Source organism: Pontibacter aydingkolensis (genome assembly GCF_019443125.1).
GTDB lineage: Bacteria > Bacteroidota > Bacteroidia > Cytophagales > Hymenobacteraceae > Pontibacter > Pontibacter aydingkolensis.
In genome coordinates, this window is sequence record NZ_JAHYXK010000013.1 from 1 (window position 1) to 17,950 (window position 17,950).

Consider the following 17,950-nt stretch of genomic DNA (forward strand, 5'->3'; position numbering starts at 1 on the left):
ATGGTCTGTTCTGTCATGGCTGTTACGAATTAAGTCTGCAAACTTTAAAACGTACAACAGCCGCTGGCAGAACAGATTTTTTGTGTTAAACCGCGTGTACTATCACGCAACTTGAGTTAATTACAATAACAGCATTGCGTTTAGCGGTGGCGCTGATAACTACTTATACAGGCTTACTTATGCTAACCAAACCCGTACGCTTATCATTCCGAATGCAGAGCGTAACCAGCACCAGGTCGGGCTTAACACATCTCTTGATATCACTCAAAGATTAACGGCTTCTGCTGACATGTCTTTTACATCCAACAGACAGGAAGGTAGGCCGCAGGAAGGATACCGACTGGATGGACTGAACGTGACACAGAACTTTAACCAGTGGTTCCAACGACAGCTGGATTTTGGAAGGCTTAAAAATTACCGCAACCCGGATGGCTCACTTCAATCGTGGAACATTGGTGACCCGAACGGTACCGGCAACCCGGATCTGTACCTGGCGCCGCAGTACTGGGATTCTCCATACTTTGTAATCAACGAAAACTACGGTACTTCAAACTCTAACCGCCTAGTGGGTAACCTGGGGCTTAACTATAAGTTTAACGATAACTTTAGCTGGCAATCATTTGCCCGAATGAGCCAGAGAAACACAGAGGGTGACTTTAGAATTGCTTCTGGCGGCCTTAACACAGACGGTTACTCTATCTATCAGAATACAGTTCGTGAAATGAATTACGAGTCTAACTTGCTGTACAAACGTGTATTTGGCGACTTTTCAGTTGATGCTTTGGTGGGTGGCAACATCCGCAGAAACTACCTGAGCGAGCTAAGCGAAGAAACGCAGGGTGGCCTAAGCTTCCCGAACGCCTTTGATATTGCCTACTCTATTGCCCGTCCGCTTATTGATAGGGACTATAGCAAGCAAACTGTGCGCAGTATCTACAGCAGGGCATCATTTGGCTATAAGAGCTTCCTGTTTATAGATGCAACAGCAAGAAATGATTGGTCTTCTACATTGCCTGTAGAAAATAACTCATACTTGTACCCATCTATTGGCGGTAGCTTTGTGTTTACAGAGCTTATTAACAGCGATGCTTTTAAAAATGTGCTGACAAGTGGTAAGCTTAGAGCATCATGGGCGCAGGTTGGTGCCGACCTGGCGCCATACAGAGTATTTACTGCTATTGATAACGAACCTCCTTATGGCTCAACCCCGTCTGCCCAGATTGGTAATGAGTACAGAACGGGAAAAATTAAGCCGGCTCTTACAACATCAAGAGAGATTGGTACAGACCTGCGCTTTTTTAACGTAGTGGGCTTAGAATTTACATACTATCAGGATGATAACGAAAACCAGATACTGAGCCTTAACATTGACCCTGCCACAGGCTTTAGTACCTACCAGATCAACGCAGGTAAAATACAGCGAAAAGGTATAGAGGCTGCTATTACTGCTACTCCTTTACGTGGCGACTTTACCTGGGATGTAGCGCTTAATTTTGGTAGGAACCGTTCTGAAATTGTTGAGTTGGCTGACGGGTTACAGACATACCTTGCCAGCACACAGCGTAACGACACTCGTTTAGAACACCGTGTTGGTAAGGAGTGGGGTATGCTGGTTGGCCGTATGTGGCAGCGCGACGAGCAAGGCCGTGTATTAGTTGGCTCTAACGGTATTCCATTATATGAGATCAACAAAGAAAGAGGCACAATACAGCCAGATTTTACAGGTGGTTTGTTTAACAACATCAGCTACAAAGGCATCAGCCTGGCTTTCTCATTCGACTTCCAGCAGGGTGGCCTTTTCCACTCCTTAACCAAACTGTACGGATACGGTACGGGCTTACATGAAAACACTGTTGGTGTAAACGATAAAGGCAACGACTGGAGAGATTTTCCATCTAACGGTGGTGGTATCCTGATACCAGGTGTTTATGCGCCGGGCACCAAGATCAGTGGTGAAGACGTAAGCGGCAAACCAAATGAAACTTACATCCCTGCCAGGACTTACTTCTATACTTCGTTGCAGCGCGATAATATCAATGCTAATGTAATTGACGGTTCTTACCTAAAGCTACGCGAAGTGCGCCTGGGATACGAATTGCCTAAGTCAGTTCTGGGCAGCATGATCAAGAGTGCAAACCTTGGCCTGATGGTAAGCAACGCATGGTTGATAAGCGCACCTGCCAAAGAGTTCGGAATCGACCCATCAGAACTTGAAAATACCTGGTATGAAGGTGGCCAGTTGTCATCTACCCGCACCATGGGTGTTAACTTAAGAGTGAGATTGTAATTGTTAAATGAATTATCCCATGAAAAATAAAATCATACTTTTCATCGCGCTTATTTTTGGCATAGTCGCATGCGACCCGAGCGATTTCGATGACACGAACATAGATCCAAGAAGGGTAACAGAGGCGCCAACACGCACCTTGCTTACTTTCTCGTTGCAGCAGCTGCCATTTACAGTATGGAACACACCGATCCGTAATGTGGCCGGTTACTCTACTGTGCACCTTAACTTTTACTCGCAGTACCTGTCGGAGGGGCCTTATCCGGCTGCTTCTCTTTACAACGTCAGAAACCTGGCCTGGACAGCATGGTATACAGGCCCGTTATATAACCTGCAGACGATTATCAACCTGAACAATGAGGACAGCAAACTGGCAGATATCGGAAATGGATCTAAGAATAACCAGGTAGCTGTTGCACGTATTCTAAAAGCATATTATTTCTGGTTCTTGACGGATAACTACGGTGATATACCATACTTTGAGGCACTGAAGGGTAATGAGGTACTACAGCCTAAGTTTGATAAGCAGGAAGATATTTATGCCGACTTGCTTAAGGAACTGACAGAGGCTGAGGCAATGATAAACGTAGGCGAAGCAGGTGTAACAGGCGATATACTGTTAGGAGGCGACATGGCTGCCTGGAAGCGTTTTGCCAATACTGCACGCTTTTTTATGTCGCTGCGGTTAATGAAGGTTAACCCAGGCAAAGCCCAGACTGAGATGACAGCTGCATTAAATGCTGGAGTTATCGAGAGCAACACGCAAAACGTAACCTATCAGTTCATCGGCAGCGACCCGCACAACTGGAACCCATGGTACGAGAACTATTCTAACGACAATCGTAACGACTATGCCATTAGCACCAGGTTAGGGAACTACATGATAGAGACAGAAGACCCAAGAGTGTTTGTGTATGGCGAGGTGTTGAATGGAGAGGTTAAGCCATTGCCATACGGCAGTGCTGCCGCCAAAAATATTCCGGGTGTTTATAGCCGTATAGGTAATGCCTTACAGGCAGCAGGTTCAGCTGCTCCGATATTTACTTATGCCCAGGTATTGTTTGCAAAAGCTGAGGCTGTAAACAGAGGCTTTACGATACCTAGCGGGGTTACGGCCGCCGACTTATACTATGATGGCATCAAGGCGTCATGGCAATTCTGGGGTGTATACAACGAAGCTGAGTATTCGGGGTTTATTGCACAGCCTGAGATTGCTTACACAGCAGGAAACGGTTTAGAAAAAATCATCACACAGAAGTGGGTGCACCAATATCAGAATGGTTTCGAAGCCTGGACCGACTGGAGAAGAACAGGATACCCTGTGCTAACAGCCGCTCCGGATGCTGTAGATACCAGAGGTATCCCGCGCAGAATGGGCTATCCGTCTAATGCCAGAGCACTTAATGAGTCAAATTACGATGAAGTAATCAAACGCCAGGGCGCAGACCATAACTATACCAGGGTATGGTGGGATGTGCAGTAACGCATGGCCTCAGGAGTATAAAATGAAATTGGTTAATAAAGTAGATAGATAGATTACGAAGTAGTAGTCTTCTTCATTGTAAAAGCCACCGGTTTCCGGTGGCTTTTCTTTTTTGCTGCAAAGAGCTCCTGTTAAAGTACGGTAAGAGCTTGCGTGTCGAATTACCTATAAATCAGAAACACAGCAGGCTGCTTATGAATGTCCGGCAACTTGCCCTTCCATTGCTGTATGGTCTTTGTCTGGATAAACTCGTGTTCTGGGGAGGTGATGTTGGCAGCAATACAGAGCTTTGTTTCGGGGTGTAAAGTCGTGAGCAGGTCTTCCAGCAGTTTGTTGTTGCGGTAAGGCGTCTCCATAAAGATCTGCGTTTGATTACGCTGCTGCATTTCCTTCTCTAGTTGCCGTAGCGCCTGCAGGCGCGGTCCTTTTTCTATTGGTAAGTAGCCATGAAAGGCGAACTGTTGCCCGTTAAAGCCGCTGGCCATTAAGCTAAGAAGTATAGCCGACGGGCCGGCAAAGGGCACTACTTTTATACTTTTCTGGTGCGCATATTTTACTATTTCTGCACCCGGGTCTGCAATGCCCGGGCAACCAGCCTCTGAAATAATGCCGGCATCTATTCCTTTCTCGATTAGCGGTTTTAAAGAAGCCTGTACTTGTGCTGGTGTGGCATCTTTATCAACCTGCACAAAATTTAACTGTTCGATTACCAACTCCGGGCAAATGCTTTTGACAAAACGCCGTGCCGTGCGCAGGTTCTCTACTATAAAGTATGTCAGTTGTTGCACCGTTTCCTTTACCTGCGGAGAAATTACCTGGTCTTGGGTTCCCTCTGCAAGTATGGTAGGTATTAAGTATAAAGTGCCGGTCTTTTTCATAGGGCAAAGGTAACTACATTGTTTATTGTTAGAAGTGCTTTAAACGAAAACTGCCACGGCTTTGGTAGCGATGGCAGTTTATACTTTTGTCTTTATCAGGATTGTTAACCACAGATTAAGGGGATTCAATTGATTATTAGGATTGCCCTCAGGACGTGAAGTAAAAGGATGTAGTGTAGTAATATTTTTGCATCTTTCAGACTATAGCAATGGACGTATCCGAATAAGATCAGATGCGATAGTTCTAAACTAAACCTTCTACATCAATTTAATCTTTTTAATCTCCTTAATCACCGGTCCTAGTCGGTTTCCAGAAATCTGGTAACGAGCTCATATACTTCGTCAGGGGCTTCTGCATGTACCCAATGGCCGGCGTTCGGTATGGTTTCTACTTCTACCATAGTGAACAGGTGCTCTATACTGCCATAAATATCCTCTTGTTTGATGTAACCAGATCTGCCGCCTTTTATGAACAGTGCATGCTTTTTAAAAGGAACGTCTGCGGTAATTGCGGCTGCTATGTATTCGTAGTTTTTCTCAAGAGCATCCAGGTTCATGCGCCAGCCAAAGGTATTATCCTCTTTGCGATACAGATTCTTCATCAGGAACAGGCGCACATCCTCGTCGCTTATACTTTTAGCTAGCTGGGTGTCTATCTCACTGCGGCTGGTTGCCTTGCTCAGGTCCAGAGATTGCAATGCATCTATAATTTCATCGTGGTGTGGTGGGTAGGCTTTAGGGGCAATGTCAACTACAATTAACTTAGTAAGGCGCGTTGGGTACTTCAGTGCATACTTCATAGCTACTTTGCCTCCCATGGAATGGCCCATAATAGCCGGAGTAGCAATCTGCAATTCATCTACCAGGCGCAACACATCATCGGCCATGGCATCGTAGTTATGTTCTTCGTTGTGCGGTGAGCGGCCGTGGTTGCGCAGGTCTACCAGAAATACATTATAATGCTCTGCCAGTCGCTTGGCCAGGGTTGCCCAGTTATCTAATGTGCCAAACAAACCGTGCAGTATTAGCAGCGGCTGTCCGTGACCCATTTCTTTGTAGTGTAGTTTCATGTGTTATTTTGCTCTGTTGTCAGTTCTTTGCTTACGAAAGTATAGGTTAAGTTGGTTGATTAAAGCTGTGATAGAAAGTATAAAATGACTGACCTCTTAAATTTATCATCCAGTAGAGGGTTCTTGGTAGAAAGGAGTTTAAGCTAAACTACAAAGTCGATACTCTTTATGCATCTCATACAGAAATTCTCCTCTTGAGAGGGGCAGGGGTGTGTTATGGCAGTGGCTTAACCTCCCTTCTACCAAGATCCTTTCTGGATGACAAAAAAAGGTTATAATTCTTTTAAATCACCCTGATTAATTTCTCTTCACTACCACGCTCCATTAGCACCCCAAGCGGCTCCAACTGCAGGTTATACTTTTGGAACAGCTGCAACACCTCTTCTCTGCCAGCTGGCTCTACAGCAACTAAAAGACCCCCACTGGTTTGTGGGTCGCAGAGCAGGTGTTTCTGTTCTGGAGTGAGGTCTGCTATTTTATGCCCGTAGCTATCGAAGTTACGGTGCGTGCCGCCTGGTATGGCTTTCTGTGCAAGGTATTCTAGTGCTTCCGGCAGTACAGGTACTTTATCAAAGTGTACTTCTGCTGCTAAGTTGCTGCCTTCGCACATTTCGGAAAGGTGACCCAGCAAGCCGAAACCAGTAACGTCTGTCATGGCTTTTACCTGTGGCAGTTGGCCTAACTCTGCTCCAATTTTGTTCAGCTGCATCATTTGCTGTGGGGCAAGCTGTGCGTGTTCAGGTTTAAGTATAGCTTTCTTCTGCGCAGTAGTAAGTATGCCTACGCCAAGGGGTTTGGTTAAGTATAACTCGCAGCCGGCGGTGGCGGTGTCGTTGCGCTTCAGGTTCGGGATGTCGAGCATGCCGGTTACAGCAAGGCCAAAGATAGGCTCGGGACTATCGATGCTGTGGCCACCTGCTAATGGTATGCCAGCTTCGTGGCAAATGCTGCGGCTGCCTTCAATTACTAGTTTGGCAACTTCGGGGGCCAGTTTATCTACTGGCCAGCCCAGCACGGCAATCGCCATCATAGGTGTGCCTCCCATGGCATATATATCCGAAATAGCGTTAGCCGAGGCGATTCTTCCTAAGTCGTAGGCATCATCCACGATCGGCATAAAGAAGTCGGTGGTGCTGATCACGGCGCGGTTGTTCCCGATATCGTACACGGCGGCATCGTCGCGGGAGCTATTGCCTACCAGCAGGCGCTTCTCTTCGGGGTAGGTTATATCGGAGTGCAGGATAGAGTCGAGCACTTTAGGCGATATTTTGCAGCCGCAGCCGGCACCGTGGCTGTACTGGGTAAGTTTTATACTTTGAGAGGATGTCTCTTCCATGAGGTTTAAATCAAATGATGTTGTTTAGCAAAAGCAAGTACTTTAGCGGCGTTCTCTTCGGGGTTTATACTTTGTAGTTCTAGCTGCAACATGTGCTGCTTTTTGGCGAGTTCAAAAGTATAAGCTTTGTCGTAGTAGGTAAGGGCAATGGTTACCATTTTCTCCATGTCGCCGGTTTCAATGGCCTCCAGTGCTTCTTTGGTGGCAAGCCCTCCCAGTCGTTTCTTTATTTTAAGTATGGCTGCAGTAAGTATGGCTTTATCGGTGCGGCAATATTCTTCGGCTAGTTTTTGTACGCGTAGCTGCAGTGGCACCTGCAGCACAATGACTGGAGATTGCTGCATCTGATCGAAGAATGGCTTTGGCATTTGCGCTCTGCCTATACTTATACTTTCGTCTTCGAGCCAGATTGGTTTTGTACTGTCAAGCTTTAGTAGCTCGGTGCCCAGCAAATTCTCGAAATGCTCTGTACTTGGCTGCGGGTTCATGCCTATACTTCCGAAGGCAGAGCCTTTGTGGCTGGCAAGTCCTTCGAGGTCTATTACCTGCTGGTGCTGTTGTTGTAAGTACGGCAATAAGTCCGTTTTACCGCTGCCTGTAAAGCCGCTAAGTATAAGCAGCTTGTGGGGCTTCTCGAATTGCTGGTGCAGGTGCTGCCGGTAAGCTTTGTAGCCGCCCTGCAGCAAGTATACTTTAAAGCCCGAAAAATCGAGGAGCCAGGCCATGGCACCGCTGCGCATGCCGCCGCGCCAGCAATGCACCAACAACTCTTTTTCAGGGGCTAGCTTTACTGCCTGCTTTACGAACTTAGACATCTTGGGTCCGAACAGATCCAGCCCGATCAGTACTGCCGGGTCGTGGCCCTGCTGCTTGTAGGCGGTACCAACCGTAGCACGTTCCTCATCCGAAAAAATAGGGAAGCTCTGTGCTGCCGGTATGTGCCCAACGGCATATTCTTTTGGAGCACGGGCATCCAGCACAGGCAGCTTTTCTGACAGCCGAAGAAATTCTTCTATGGTTATACTTTGCACCACTACTTAAGCTCACGAAGGTAACGCTGGATCGTATTTTCCAGGCCAAAGTATAAGGCATCGCAGATAAGGGCGTGACCTATACTTACCTCCAGCAAACCCGGTAGGGTATCGTGCAGGTACTTCAGGTTGTCCAGGTCCAGGTCGTGGCCGGCGTTCAGGCCAATGTCAAACTCCTGTGCTTTTCTGGCGGCTGCTAAGTATGGTGCTATGGCCTGCTCACGGTTATTAAAATAGTTCCTAGCGTAGTCTTCTGTGTAAAGCTCTACTCTGTCTGTGCCAACCAGTGCGGCGCCTTCAATTATTTTCTCGTTAGGGTCAACAAAGATGGAAGTTCTGATGCCCAGTTCCTTCAGTTCCAGGATCACGTCCGTCAGAAAGTCTTTGTGCTTCAGCGTGTCCCATCCGGCGTTGGAGGTAATGGCATCAGGGGCATCGGGCACCAGGGTAGCCTGCGCTGGTTTTATCTCCTTTACCAGCTTCAGGAAGTCAGGTGTCGGGTTGCCTTCTATGTTAAATTCGGTAGTAACCACTTCTTTCAGGTCGTACACATCCTGGTAACGAATGTGGCGTTCGTCGGGGCGCGGATGCACTGTTATGCCCTCTGCTCCGAAACGCTCACAGTCTTTGGCGGCCTGCATTACGTTTGGCCTGTCGCCGCCGCGGGCGTTACGGAGCGTGGCAATTTTGTTTATATTTACACTCAGTTTGGTCATGATAACAGATTTGTAGCCTTATCCGGCTCTTTCTCGTCTTACAAGTATGGAATGACTAAATTAGTGGAAATTTGGCAAAGATGTAAGCTTATACTCTTTGCCGTATTCCCGTATAAGCAACACACCAGCATTTTGTAGCAGATTCTCAACAGTATAAGTATAAACACATAAAAACTATGTCATTAAAAGACCGCATCAACGCCGACATTAAAGAAGCCATGTTGGCTAAAGATAAAGCCCGTTTGCAGGCATTAAGAAGTATAAAATCGCTGATATTGCTGGCCGAAACAGAAAAAGGCGGCACCGAAGGCATTAGCCAGGATACAGAGATGAAGCTTTTGAACAGGGCCGCCAAGCAGCGCCGTGAGTCTGCGGAGCTTTACGCCAAACAAGGACGTACAGACCTGGAGCAGATTGAGGTTACAGAGCTGCGCGTAATTGAAGATTATCTGCCAAAACAGCTCGACGAAGGCGACCTACGCGTGCGACTGTTGGAGATCATTCAGCGTGTAGGTGCTACTGGCCCTTCCGACTTAGGTAAAGTAATGGGAGTTGCCTCTAAAGAGCTTGCCGGGCAGGCTGACGGTCGTGCCATTTCTACTGCAGTTGGCGACCTGCTGAACAATACTGATTTTTAAAAGGCAAAGTATAAGTTGTTGTTTTTCAGGGTTCAGGAATGTGGGGTCACCGCAATTATACTTATCTTTAATTGCTGATTAACACACCTGAACTCTATGAAAAAAATCTTACTGTGGGCAGCCCTTGTGTTGCTAATGGTGCCAGCTATGGCGCAAACGCAAAACGACCAGGATAAGCAACAGATTCGGGCGGTAGTAGAAACCTTCCGCAAAAGTATTATCAACAAAGACAGCGTTAGCTTCAACCAGCTTTTCCTCTACGATTCCATCCCTTGGCTGGGTATTACAGATGATAAGTCGATGACCTTTGTAAAAAAGTACTATCCCGATAAAAAAGCTCTGGACCCATCATCCTACAAAGATTTTATAAAGTTTATTGTAACCACGAAAGGCAAGGTAGAGGAGAAGTTTTTTAACGTTAAAGTTGAGAACGACTTGCTTATTGCCTCCGTCACGTTTGACTATAGTTTATGGGTAGACGACAAGCCGCAGAACTGGGGTAAAGAGTCGTGGGAGCTGATAAAGGTAGACGGCAAGTGGAAGATCTTCTTTGTGTCGTATTCTAGTTACCTGGCGCAGGTTACGCCGGTGCCAGCCAATTTAAAGTAAATTATTTTTACAGCTTTTGCCTGTAATTAGCTAAATTAGATGCCGTAGTTTTGTAAGTATAAATTACAGGGCTGCGGCATTTATACTTTAGATCTTTACACCCTTGAGTACGTTTGATTTTTTTCTGGCGCTGCCTATACTTTGGGGCGCGTTCCAGGGTTTCCGGAAAGGACTTTTATTGGAACTGGTGTCGCTGGTAGCGTTGGTGCTGGCCATACTTGGCGGCTTAAAACTGCTCGATACGGCCTTGCCCGTAATGGAAGGTGTTATCGGCGATGCACACGGTTTGTTGCCTTATGTTACTTTCCTGGTGGTTTTTGTGGGCATTATCCTGCTAATTCATCTGGGTGGAATCCTGCTAAAAAAAGTGATCGACTTTACACCGTTTGGCCTGTTTGATAATGTACTGGGAAGTATACTTGGTGCCCTGAAGTGGTGCGTTGCTCTGAGCTTGCTGCTTTACGTGTCGGATATGGCCGGCATCAGCATTTCAAAAGACACAGCAGATGCCTCTATGGTTTACCCCATAGTGCTAAAAACAACACCATACGCCCTGGATATCCTAAGTTATGTACTACCATTCGTAAAGGCGCTTATCACATCACTGAAGCAGCACTTTTAGGAGTTAGAAAGGCAATGTCGTTATTAGTTGTTGGTTATTCGTGTACGGGAATGTAGAGACGCAATACTTTGCGTCTTGCCAGCTACGAAGCCACAAATTATAAGCAACTCAACTTTTAACCATCCAACAATCAACAATTAAAGTACTCATATGCTTCTCCTGCTCGATAACTTTGACTCGTTTACTTACAATCTGGTAGATTATTTTGGCCAGGCAGGAGTGCAGGCAAAGGTGGTGCGCAACGATGTGCCGCTGGAGGAAATTAAAAAGATGCCTGTAACGGCGGTAGTGCTTTCGCCGGGGCCGGGTACACCTAGGCAGGCCGGTAACTTGATGGATTTGATCCAGTATTACCACGAAAAAGTGCCTATGCTGGGTATTTGTTTGGGCCATCAGGCGCTTGGAGAGTTTTTCGGGGCAAAGCTTGAGAAAGGAATTAAGCCTATGCATGGCAAGGTGTCTGAAGTTATTTGCGAATCAGACCCGATCTTTGAAAGTATACCATCCAAAACAGAGGTTGTGCGTTACCACTCACTGGTGCTGCGTCACACCCCTGAAAGTATACTTCCGCTGGCTCATACTTCAGAAGGCGAGTTGATGGCTTTTAAGCACAAATCGCTGCCGTTATATGCCTTGCAGTTTCATCCGGAGGCTGCCTTGACCACTTATGGCTTGCAGATGCTCAAAAATTGGGTTAGTATTGTTAATATTGCAGGCTAGTTAATCGTATTAGCCTAAAAATACGTTTCTGTTACAAAGTATACATTAAATGGAATTACAGATTAGAGAAGAAGCCGGATTTAAATTTATAGACGAAGGTAAAGGCGAGGTGATGGTATTGTTGCACGGCTTGTTTGGTGCTTTAAGTAACTGGCATGGCGTGGTAGACCATTTCTCTAAGAATTACCGTGTAGTTATCCCGCTTATGCCAATCTATGAAATGTCGCTGCATAAGGCGGGGGTTCCTGGGTTGGTGTCGTTTGTAGAAGACTTTGTAAAACATATGGGCCTGAAGGACATGACCCTGCTTGGTAACTCGCTGGGTGGCCACGTGGCTTTGGTTTATACTTTAAAGAATGGCGATAAAGTAAAACGCCTTGTGCTAACCGGAAGCTCCGGCCTGTTCGAGGACTCGATGGGTGGCTCTTTCCCGAAACGCGGCAACTACGAATATGTAAAAGAGCGTGTAGCCTATACGTTCTACAGCCCCGAAACCGCTACGAAAGAACTGGTAGACGAGGTGTTTGATATTACCAACAGCAATGCCAAGTGCCTGCGCATTATTGCCATCGCAAAATCGGCGCAACGACATAATATGTCCAAAGATATCACAAACATCAAGGTGCCTTCGTTGTTAATATGGGGACTGAACGATACGATTACGCCGCCAATGGTAGCGCATGAGTTTAATAGGTTAATCCCTAACTCCGAGTTATACTTTATTGATAAGTGCGGACATGCACCAATGATGGAACATCCGGAGAAGTTTAACAGTATCTTAGATAAATTTTTAGCCAAAACACCCTTAACCGCCATTACTACATGATCGCAGAAGAACTCATCAACCAAATGATCCCGCCGCTAAAGCTATACGACACCGTAGAAAAGGCTTTGCGTTGGATGGATGAGTTCCGCGTAAACGAATTACCTGTAGTAAGCAACCGTAAGTATAAGGGCCTGGCAACCGAGGTTACACTTATCGACCTGCCAAACCGTAGCCAGCAGCTTAAAGACCTTGAGCTGGAGTACCAGGATGTTTCTGTGCAGCAAAACCAGCATTTTTACGATGTGATGGAGGCAGCTATCAAGAATAAAATTCAGGTGGTGCCTGTGCTGGATGAGGAGCAGGATTATATGGGCATTATTACTATTAACGATACCCTGGCTGCATTTGGGCAAATGTCTGCGCTGCAGGGGCAGGGTAGTATACTGGTGCTGTCTATGCCGGAGCGCGATTACTCTCTGAGCCAGATAAGCCGCCTGATAGAGGAGGAGAACACCAAGATATTGAGCGCCTATGTGTCACCGGATGAAATGGACCCCTACAAAATTAAGCTTACACTTAAGCTGAACACGACTGACCTCACGCGTATTATTGCCACGTTAGAGCGTTTCGAGTACCGCATCACAGCCCAGTTTAACGACACCTCTGACAACGATCTGGGTCGCGACCGGCTGGATATGTTGTTCAAATACCTGGATATTTAGGCTGAAGCGTACATGAGGCTACGTGCGCTGATCTTTATACTTTGCCTGTACCTGCCTGCAGCTGTGGCCTGCGCTATGCCGTGCGATACGCCTTTTGTAGTAATAGAAAGTATAACGCTGACCGGCAACGAAATTACCAAAGATAATGTAATGCTGGGCGAACTCACTTTTGCTGCTGGCGATACTATTGCTGCCGCAGAAATAGAGCCTTTACTGGAAGAAAACAGAAAGCGTATTTTTAACCTACGGCTATTCCACTATGTGAACATGGCTTATACTTGTGCTGATGGGAAAGTGCAGGTAACTTACCATGTACAGGAACGCTTTTATCTTTATCCTATCCCCATACTTGATTTTGCAGAACGCAACTTTAATGCCTGGCTAGAACGAAAAGACTGGAGCCGCATAGACTATGGGTTGAGTCTGGTTCGCCGTAACTTCAGGGGCCGGAACGAGGATGTGCGCCTGCGGGTGCAACAAGGCTTTAACAAGCGTCTGGAGTTGTCTTATCGGGTTCCCTACATCATTCGCAAGTATAACCTGGGAGCTGAGTTTGCGGTGTCAGATTACAGGAGCCGTGCCACCAGTTATACCAATTTTAACAACAAGCAGCGTTTTGTAGAGCAGAAGGAAGCGCTGCCCATCCAAAGAAGCTCCTTTGTGGCAGGCATTATACACCGGCAAAGCGTACAGCGGCAGCAAGGTCTGCGGCTGTCTTACCACAACGAGCAGATATCAGATTCTGTGTTTCGCCTTAACCCGGAGTATTATCATAATGCATTACAGGAGCGCCAGTACATGCGCCTGGAGTTTTATAAAGTAATAAACCAGCGCAATAACTTTGTTTACCCAACAGCGGGCAGCTACTTTGAAGCAGGTGTAGCCTATACTTTCTTTCTGCAGGATTCCGGTACTCCGTTTACTACTGCCCGTGCAAAGTATGTGCTTTACACAGAGCTTTCAGATAAGTATTCTTACATGATAGGTGCGGAAGGGCAACTGAGACTGGCCGGCGACTATGCCTTTGCTGATAATATTGCGCTTGGCTATCGGTCTTATGTAAGGGGGTACGAGTTATACATAGTAGGAGGGCAGCATTACGGGCTTTTTAAGCAGGGGCTTACACGCCAGCTACTGGATATTAAAAGTATAAAGCTTAAATTTATAAATAACCCGAAGTTTAACAATATACCTTTGTCCGTATACTTCAACGCTTTTGCGGATGCAGGATATGTAGTAGATAACACCTTTGAGGAAGGCAACCCCTTAACCAACCATTTTTTGGCAGGTGGCGGCCTGGGGCTTCATGTAGTCACTTTTTACGACATAGTGCTACGTATGGAATATACATTGAACCGTGAAGGAAACTGCGGTTTATACTTTAGTGGGAGAATACCTTTTTAATACGAAAATATATGAGAATAGCGATACTAGGAAAACCATTCAGCGACAATATTGCACCCTTTATACAGGTGCTTTTTGATGAACTGAACAGGCGCAAAGCAGAACTTTTTTTAGTAGAGCATTTTCATTCCTATCTTAAAAATACATTAAACCTGCCTACCGGCATTCAAACATTTAGTCGTGGCGATAAACTGGAGGATGTAAACATAGTGCTGAGCATTGGCGGCGACGGTACCCTTCTTGACTCTGTTACTTATGTGGGTGCGCAGGAGATACCTATACTAGGAATCAATACCGGGCGTTTAGGTTTTCTGGCAACCATCCCTTACGATAGTATAAACATTGCGCTGGATGCCATTTATAAAGGCCACTATACCTTAGATGACCGTGCCCTGATCCGGGTGGATTCTGATCAGGAGGTTTTTGACGGCATTAACTTCGGATTAAATGAGTTTAGCGTATTAAAGCGTGATACCTCGGCTATGATAGTGGTTCATACGTATATAGATGGTGAATATTTAAATTCGTATTGGGCAGATGGACTCGTAGTTGCCACCCCTACAGGGTCAACTGGCTATTCGTTAAGTTGTGGTGGGCCCTTAGTGCTACCGCAGACCAACAATTTTGTTATTTCGCCCGTATGTCCCCATAATCTTAACGTGCGCCCGATGATCGTATCTGACCGCAGCGTTATCTCGTTTGAGGTAGAGGGCAGAAGCAGCAGTTACCTCGCTTCTCTGGATTCAAGGTCTACTCCGGTAGATATGTCGGTGCAGTTGGCTGTAAGGAGGGAGAATTTTGCAGCCCGGCTGGTAAAGTTAAACCATGTAAACTTTTTATCTACACTGCGTAGCAAATTAAATTGGGGCCTTGATAAAAGGAATATACTCCTAAAGTAAATTGTATTAAATATATCAAATATGATTTCTTTAATAAAGTTAAATAGTTATTTTTGTTTTTGCTATAGTAAGTTGGGGTAATTGTTTAGTTCAAAGAATCTCCATCCTTAAGAAATGCTTTTGTTATGAGAAAAATTTGTACCCTTGTTCTGCTGCTTATTTTCACGATTACCTTGGCGGCTACCGAGGCAGATGCGCAGCGATTTACGCAAAGAAAGAGGTACGGGTCTGTAGGTTTAAGCTTGGGGGCTTCAAACTACTTTGGGGATATTGTGCCGGAGCCAGACTTTACCAGTTTGCGCTTTAAATCAACAAGACCTAATGTAGGTATAACTTATACTTACAGGTACTTTCCTAGAATATCGGTAAGAGGAGGCTTAAACTGGATGCGAATAATGGGTGACGACATGCTGAGTGCCTCTCAAAACGAGGCTGAAAACGTAGGTCGCTTCGGGCGAAACCTTTCTTTCCGAAATGATATCAAAGAGCTTAGTGGCGTAGTTATAGTGGACTTATTTGAAAACCGCCAGACGTACCGCCGCCGTCCGGACTTCGTTCCTTATGGTTTTGTAGGAATTGCAGTGTTTCATCATAATCCAAAAGCCTATTACGAAAGAGGTACATACTACGCAGAGGGACAGGGAACACTTAACCCAGCCGACGATATTCCAACCGGATGGTATGAACTACAACCTCTTGGTACAGCCGGGCAATATGCAGATGGGGATTATCCTGAGCCATACAAACGTGTAGGTATTTCTATTCCATTTGGTTTAGGCGTAAGATACAAGCTTGATAGAAACTGGGACTTAAACCTGGAAGTAGGCTGGAGAAAAACATTTACAGATTACCTGGACGATTCTAGTGGCGGCTACGCGAATAAAGATGATATATTAGCGGGCGGCGGAAGTAACCCTAAAGCAGCAGCTTTGCTTTCAGATAGAAGCGCGGCTAGTGGTTTTAATGTTTTCCCGGATCCAAATGGTACTCCTTATGCCATTGGCGGTCTTGGAGGCGGGCCTAGTTACGGAACTATTGCTAATCAAAGAAGAGGTAATGACGCAGACGATGATTGGTACATCACCACTAACCTGACCCTGAACTACATCCTTGCTCCACGTATTAGAAGTCCGAAGTTTAGATAATAGATAGAACATATTATCGTTCTTCTCTAAACTCCGTAATAGATTTTCATGACATTAAGAATATTCAAACAAGTACTCCTTATTTGTGCCTTACAGCAAATAGGGAGTCTTTTTTTTACGCATCAAGTTTTAGGGCAGTCCCCGGTAACAACCAGCGAGATAGGGTTTGGCATAGGTGGCGCAAACTACAAGGGAGAACTTTCCCCTAATTACAGGTTCCTAAACAATCAGCCTGCTATCACGGCTTTTTACCGCAGAGATATTTCCAGCCCGATTACAGTAAGGGGAGGACTTATGCTAAGCCACCGGATTATAGACGATAATACTTTCAGCGACGAAGCTTATGACCTGCCATTACATAACTGGCGCCAGGCAGAGGCTCGCATGAGCTTTGCTGAACTATCTTTGATAGGTGAGTATAACTTTCTTGATTATTACGATCTTAGCCAGAGCCCCCGTGTATCGCCATATTTTTTTGCCGGGGTTGCAGGCTTATTATATAATATAAAAGTAACTACTGAAAATCCTGACCTGCAGCCTACGCTTAACAAGCCTTTCGAAACGAATGTGGCTGTCTCTATCCCGTTTGGGGTAGGTGTAAAGTATGCACTGAGCAAGCACTGGAACCTCGGTCTCGAATTTGGCGCCCGCAAACTGATCATGGATCGCCTGGATAATGTTTTCGAAATTGATGGAAAGCGTGTAGCAAATCCCTTTGACAACGACTGGTATTTTTACAACGGAATTAGCCTTTCTTACACTATCTATCGCGTTAATTGCCCGCCTCCTTACAAAAACAAGCCAGGAATATTAGATTAGAAAGTTAATGTTTCACAAATTTGCCTTGCTTTTTGTAACTTGCAAGGAAATTGTGCTTTAATGGATCTTAAAGAGAAAGTTGACTTAAACAATTTACCCAGGCACATTGCCGTTATAATGGACGGAAATGGACGTTGGGCAAAGCAGCGGGGAGGATTGCGCATATTTGGCCATCAGAGCGCCATAACCGCAGTACGCGAAACTGTGGAGAGCGCTGCTGAGCTGGGAGTGGAGTATTTAACACTTTATGCTTTTTCTACAGAGAACTGGAAAAGACCAGCTACAGAAGTTTCTGCGCTGATGCAGCTGCTGGTCTCTACTATCAGGAAAGAAACTGCTACCCTGAATAAAAATAATATCCGCTTACAAACTATTGGTAACACTGCCAGTTTACCGGCCTCTTGCCAAAAAGAGTTGATGGAGGCTATTGAGCTTACTAAGCAAAACACCAGAATGACACTCGTGCTTGCCCTGAGCTATAGCGGACGCTGGGACATTACGCAAGCAATGCAACGAATAGCAATTGAGGTGGGTCAAAGTAATATAAAGCCTGAAGACATTAATGAGTCCACGGTCGCAAATTATTTGTCAACTGCTGGTATGCCCGATCCGGAGTTACTGATAAGAACAAGCGGAGAGCAACGCATCAGTAATTTTTTACTGTGGCAGATGGCATACACAGAACTATACATTACAGAATTGCTCTGGCCCGATTTCAGAAAAGAGCACTTATTTGAGGCAATCATTTCTTATCAGCGCCGTGAGCGCAGGTTCGGAAAAACAAGTGAACAACTAACCAAGTGAA

The 17,950-nt window shown here is 45.8% G+C and carries 18 protein-coding genes; 13 read left to right on the forward strand and 5 right to left on the reverse strand.

Annotation, left to right across the window (positions count from 1 at the left end; translation table 11 throughout):
- Nucleotides 1-289 precede the first annotated feature (289 nt).
- Nucleotides 290-2,287, forward strand: a complete 1,998-nt coding sequence (locus K0O23_RS14390; RefSeq protein ID WP_219878140.1) for a TonB-dependent receptor domain-containing protein — start codon at nucleotides 290-292, stop codon at nucleotides 2,285-2,287.
- A gap of 19 nt (nucleotides 2,288-2,306) precedes the next feature.
- Entirely contained in the window at nucleotides 2,307-3,770 is a 1,464-nt protein-coding gene (locus tag K0O23_RS14395) for a SusD/RagB family nutrient-binding outer membrane lipoprotein (protein WP_219878141.1), read from the forward strand.
- 161 nt (nucleotides 3,771-3,931) lie between these two features.
- On the opposite strand, the gene K0O23_RS14400 is transcribed toward K0O23_RS14395, so the two are convergent.
- The 5 genes from K0O23_RS14400 to K0O23_RS14420 form a co-directional block, all read right to left on the reverse strand.
- Nucleotides 3,932-4,648 (reverse strand): SAM-dependent methyltransferase, encoded by a 717-nt coding sequence (locus K0O23_RS14400; protein WP_219878142.1) that lies wholly within the window; start codon nucleotides 4,646-4,648, stop codon nucleotides 3,932-3,934.
- Nucleotides 4,649-4,947: 299 nt separating this feature from the next.
- Nucleotides 4,948-5,718 carry an alpha/beta fold hydrolase gene (locus K0O23_RS14405; RefSeq protein ID WP_219878143.1) on the reverse strand — a complete coding sequence of 257 codons (771 nt, stop codon included), beginning with the start codon at nucleotides 5,716-5,718 and terminating at the stop codon, nucleotides 4,948-4,950.
- 283 nt (nucleotides 5,719-6,001) lie between these two features.
- On the reverse strand, nucleotides 6,002-7,054 hold the full coding sequence (gene selD / locus K0O23_RS14410; protein WP_219878144.1) for a selenide, water dikinase SelD: 1,053 nt from the start codon (nucleotides 7,052-7,054) through the stop codon (nucleotides 6,002-6,004).
- Between the two features lie 5 nt (nucleotides 7,055-7,059).
- A complete protein-coding gene (mnmH, locus tag K0O23_RS14415) occupies nucleotides 7,060-8,088 on the reverse strand; it encodes a tRNA 2-selenouridine(34) synthase MnmH (RefSeq protein WP_219878145.1) in 1,029 nt (342 codons plus the stop codon).
- A complete protein-coding gene (locus tag K0O23_RS14420; protein WP_219878146.1) occupies nucleotides 8,088-8,801 on the reverse strand; it encodes a pyridoxine 5'-phosphate synthase in 714 nt (237 codons plus the stop codon). The genes mnmH and K0O23_RS14420 overlap by 1 nt, the downstream gene beginning before the upstream one ends.
- Before the next feature lie 176 nt (nucleotides 8,802-8,977).
- Here K0O23_RS14420 and K0O23_RS14425 point away from each other — a divergent pair, with 176 nt between their 5' ends.
- The 11 genes from K0O23_RS14425 to K0O23_RS14475 all read left to right on the forward strand — a co-directional run bounded on the left by K0O23_RS14425 (nucleotide 8,978) and on the right by K0O23_RS14475 (nucleotide 17,949).
- Nucleotides 8,978-9,439: a GatB/YqeY domain-containing protein gene (locus K0O23_RS14425; RefSeq protein WP_219878147.1), complete on the forward strand. Its 462-nt coding sequence runs from the start codon at nucleotides 8,978-8,980 to the stop codon at nucleotides 9,437-9,439.
- A 96-nt stretch (nucleotides 9,440-9,535) separates the two neighbouring features.
- Nucleotides 9,536-10,048 carry a nuclear transport factor 2 family protein gene (locus tag K0O23_RS14430; RefSeq protein WP_219878148.1) on the forward strand — a complete coding sequence of 171 codons (513 nt, stop codon included), beginning with the start codon at nucleotides 9,536-9,538 and terminating at the stop codon, nucleotides 10,046-10,048.
- Nucleotides 10,049-10,151: 103 nt separating this feature from the next.
- On the forward strand, nucleotides 10,152-10,670 hold the full coding sequence (locus tag K0O23_RS14435) for a CvpA family protein (RefSeq protein ID WP_219878149.1): 519 nt from the start codon (nucleotides 10,152-10,154) through the stop codon (nucleotides 10,668-10,670).
- Between the two features lie 150 nt (nucleotides 10,671-10,820).
- Nucleotides 10,821-11,390 (forward strand): anthranilate synthase component II, encoded by a 570-nt coding sequence (locus K0O23_RS14440; protein ID WP_219878150.1) that lies wholly within the window; start codon nucleotides 10,821-10,823, stop codon nucleotides 11,388-11,390.
- Between the two features lie 49 nt (nucleotides 11,391-11,439).
- On the forward strand, nucleotides 11,440-12,216 hold the full coding sequence (locus K0O23_RS14445) for an alpha/beta fold hydrolase (RefSeq protein ID WP_219878151.1): 777 nt from the start codon (nucleotides 11,440-11,442) through the stop codon (nucleotides 12,214-12,216).
- Nucleotides 12,213-12,878 carry a CBS domain-containing protein gene (locus tag K0O23_RS14450; RefSeq protein ID WP_219878152.1) on the forward strand — a complete coding sequence of 222 codons (666 nt, stop codon included), beginning with the start codon at nucleotides 12,213-12,215 and terminating at the stop codon, nucleotides 12,876-12,878. The genes K0O23_RS14445 and K0O23_RS14450 overlap by 4 nt, the downstream gene beginning before the upstream one ends.
- Nucleotides 12,879-12,890: 12 nt before the next feature.
- Nucleotides 12,891-14,282: a BamA/TamA family outer membrane protein gene (locus tag K0O23_RS14455; protein ID WP_219878153.1), complete on the forward strand. Its 1,392-nt coding sequence runs from the start codon at nucleotides 12,891-12,893 to the stop codon at nucleotides 14,280-14,282.
- An 11-nt stretch (nucleotides 14,283-14,293) separates the two neighbouring features.
- Nucleotides 14,294-15,181 carry an NAD kinase gene (locus K0O23_RS14460; protein ID WP_219878154.1) on the forward strand — a complete coding sequence of 296 codons (888 nt, stop codon included), beginning with the start codon at nucleotides 14,294-14,296 and terminating at the stop codon, nucleotides 15,179-15,181.
- 125 nt (nucleotides 15,182-15,306) lie between these two features.
- Entirely contained in the window at nucleotides 15,307-16,326 is a 1,020-nt protein-coding gene (locus K0O23_RS14465; RefSeq protein WP_219878155.1) for a DUF6089 family protein, read from the forward strand.
- A gap of 48 nt (nucleotides 16,327-16,374) precedes the next feature.
- Nucleotides 16,375-17,145 carry a type IX secretion system protein PorG gene (gene porG, locus K0O23_RS14470; protein ID WP_219878156.1) on the forward strand — a complete coding sequence of 257 codons (771 nt, stop codon included), beginning with the start codon at nucleotides 16,375-16,377 and terminating at the stop codon, nucleotides 17,143-17,145.
- Between the two features lie 60 nt (nucleotides 17,146-17,205).
- On the forward strand, nucleotides 17,206-17,949 hold the full coding sequence (locus K0O23_RS14475; protein WP_219878157.1) for an isoprenyl transferase: 744 nt from the start codon (nucleotides 17,206-17,208) through the stop codon (nucleotides 17,947-17,949).
- Nucleotide 17,950 lies beyond the last annotated feature (1 nt).

Excerpts from the sequence above, each read along its gene's own strand:
- K0O23_RS14390 (WP_219878140.1), top strand. The coding sequence starts at position 290 with ATGTCTTTTACATCCAACAGACAGGAAGGTAGGCCGCAGGAAGGATAC.
- K0O23_RS14395 (WP_219878141.1), top strand. The coding sequence starts at position 2,307 with ATGAAAAATAAAATCATACTTTTCATCGCGCTTATTTTTGGCATAGTC.
- K0O23_RS14400 (WP_219878142.1), bottom strand. The coding sequence starts at position 4,648 with ATGAAAAAGACCGGCACTTTATACTTAATACCTACCATACTTGCAGAG.
- K0O23_RS14405 (WP_219878143.1), bottom strand. The coding sequence starts at position 5,718 with ATGAAACTACACTACAAAGAAATGGGTCACGGACAGCCGCTGCTAATA.
- selD (WP_219878144.1), bottom strand. The coding sequence starts at position 7,054 with ATGGAAGAGACATCCTCTCAAAGTATAAAACTTACCCAGTACAGCCAC.
- K0O23_RS14420 (WP_219878146.1), bottom strand. The coding sequence starts at position 8,801 with ATGACCAAACTGAGTGTAAATATAAACAAAATTGCCACGCTCCGTAAC.
- K0O23_RS14425 (WP_219878147.1), top strand. The coding sequence starts at position 8,978 with ATGTCATTAAAAGACCGCATCAACGCCGACATTAAAGAAGCCATGTTG.
- K0O23_RS14430 (WP_219878148.1), top strand. The coding sequence starts at position 9,536 with ATGAAAAAAATCTTACTGTGGGCAGCCCTTGTGTTGCTAATGGTGCCA.
- K0O23_RS14440 (WP_219878150.1), top strand. The coding sequence starts at position 10,821 with ATGCTTCTCCTGCTCGATAACTTTGACTCGTTTACTTACAATCTGGTA.
- K0O23_RS14445 (WP_219878151.1), top strand. The coding sequence starts at position 11,440 with ATGGAATTACAGATTAGAGAAGAAGCCGGATTTAAATTTATAGACGAA.
- K0O23_RS14450 (WP_219878152.1), top strand. The coding sequence starts at position 12,213 with ATGATCGCAGAAGAACTCATCAACCAAATGATCCCGCCGCTAAAGCTA.
- K0O23_RS14455 (WP_219878153.1), top strand. The coding sequence starts at position 12,891 with ATGAGGCTACGTGCGCTGATCTTTATACTTTGCCTGTACCTGCCTGCA.
- K0O23_RS14460 (WP_219878154.1), top strand. The coding sequence starts at position 14,294 with ATGAGAATAGCGATACTAGGAAAACCATTCAGCGACAATATTGCACCC.
- K0O23_RS14465 (WP_219878155.1), top strand. The coding sequence starts at position 15,307 with ATGAGAAAAATTTGTACCCTTGTTCTGCTGCTTATTTTCACGATTACC.
- porG (WP_219878156.1), top strand. The coding sequence starts at position 16,375 with ATGACATTAAGAATATTCAAACAAGTACTCCTTATTTGTGCCTTACAG.
- K0O23_RS14475 (WP_219878157.1), top strand. The coding sequence starts at position 17,206 with ATGGATCTTAAAGAGAAAGTTGACTTAAACAATTTACCCAGGCACATT.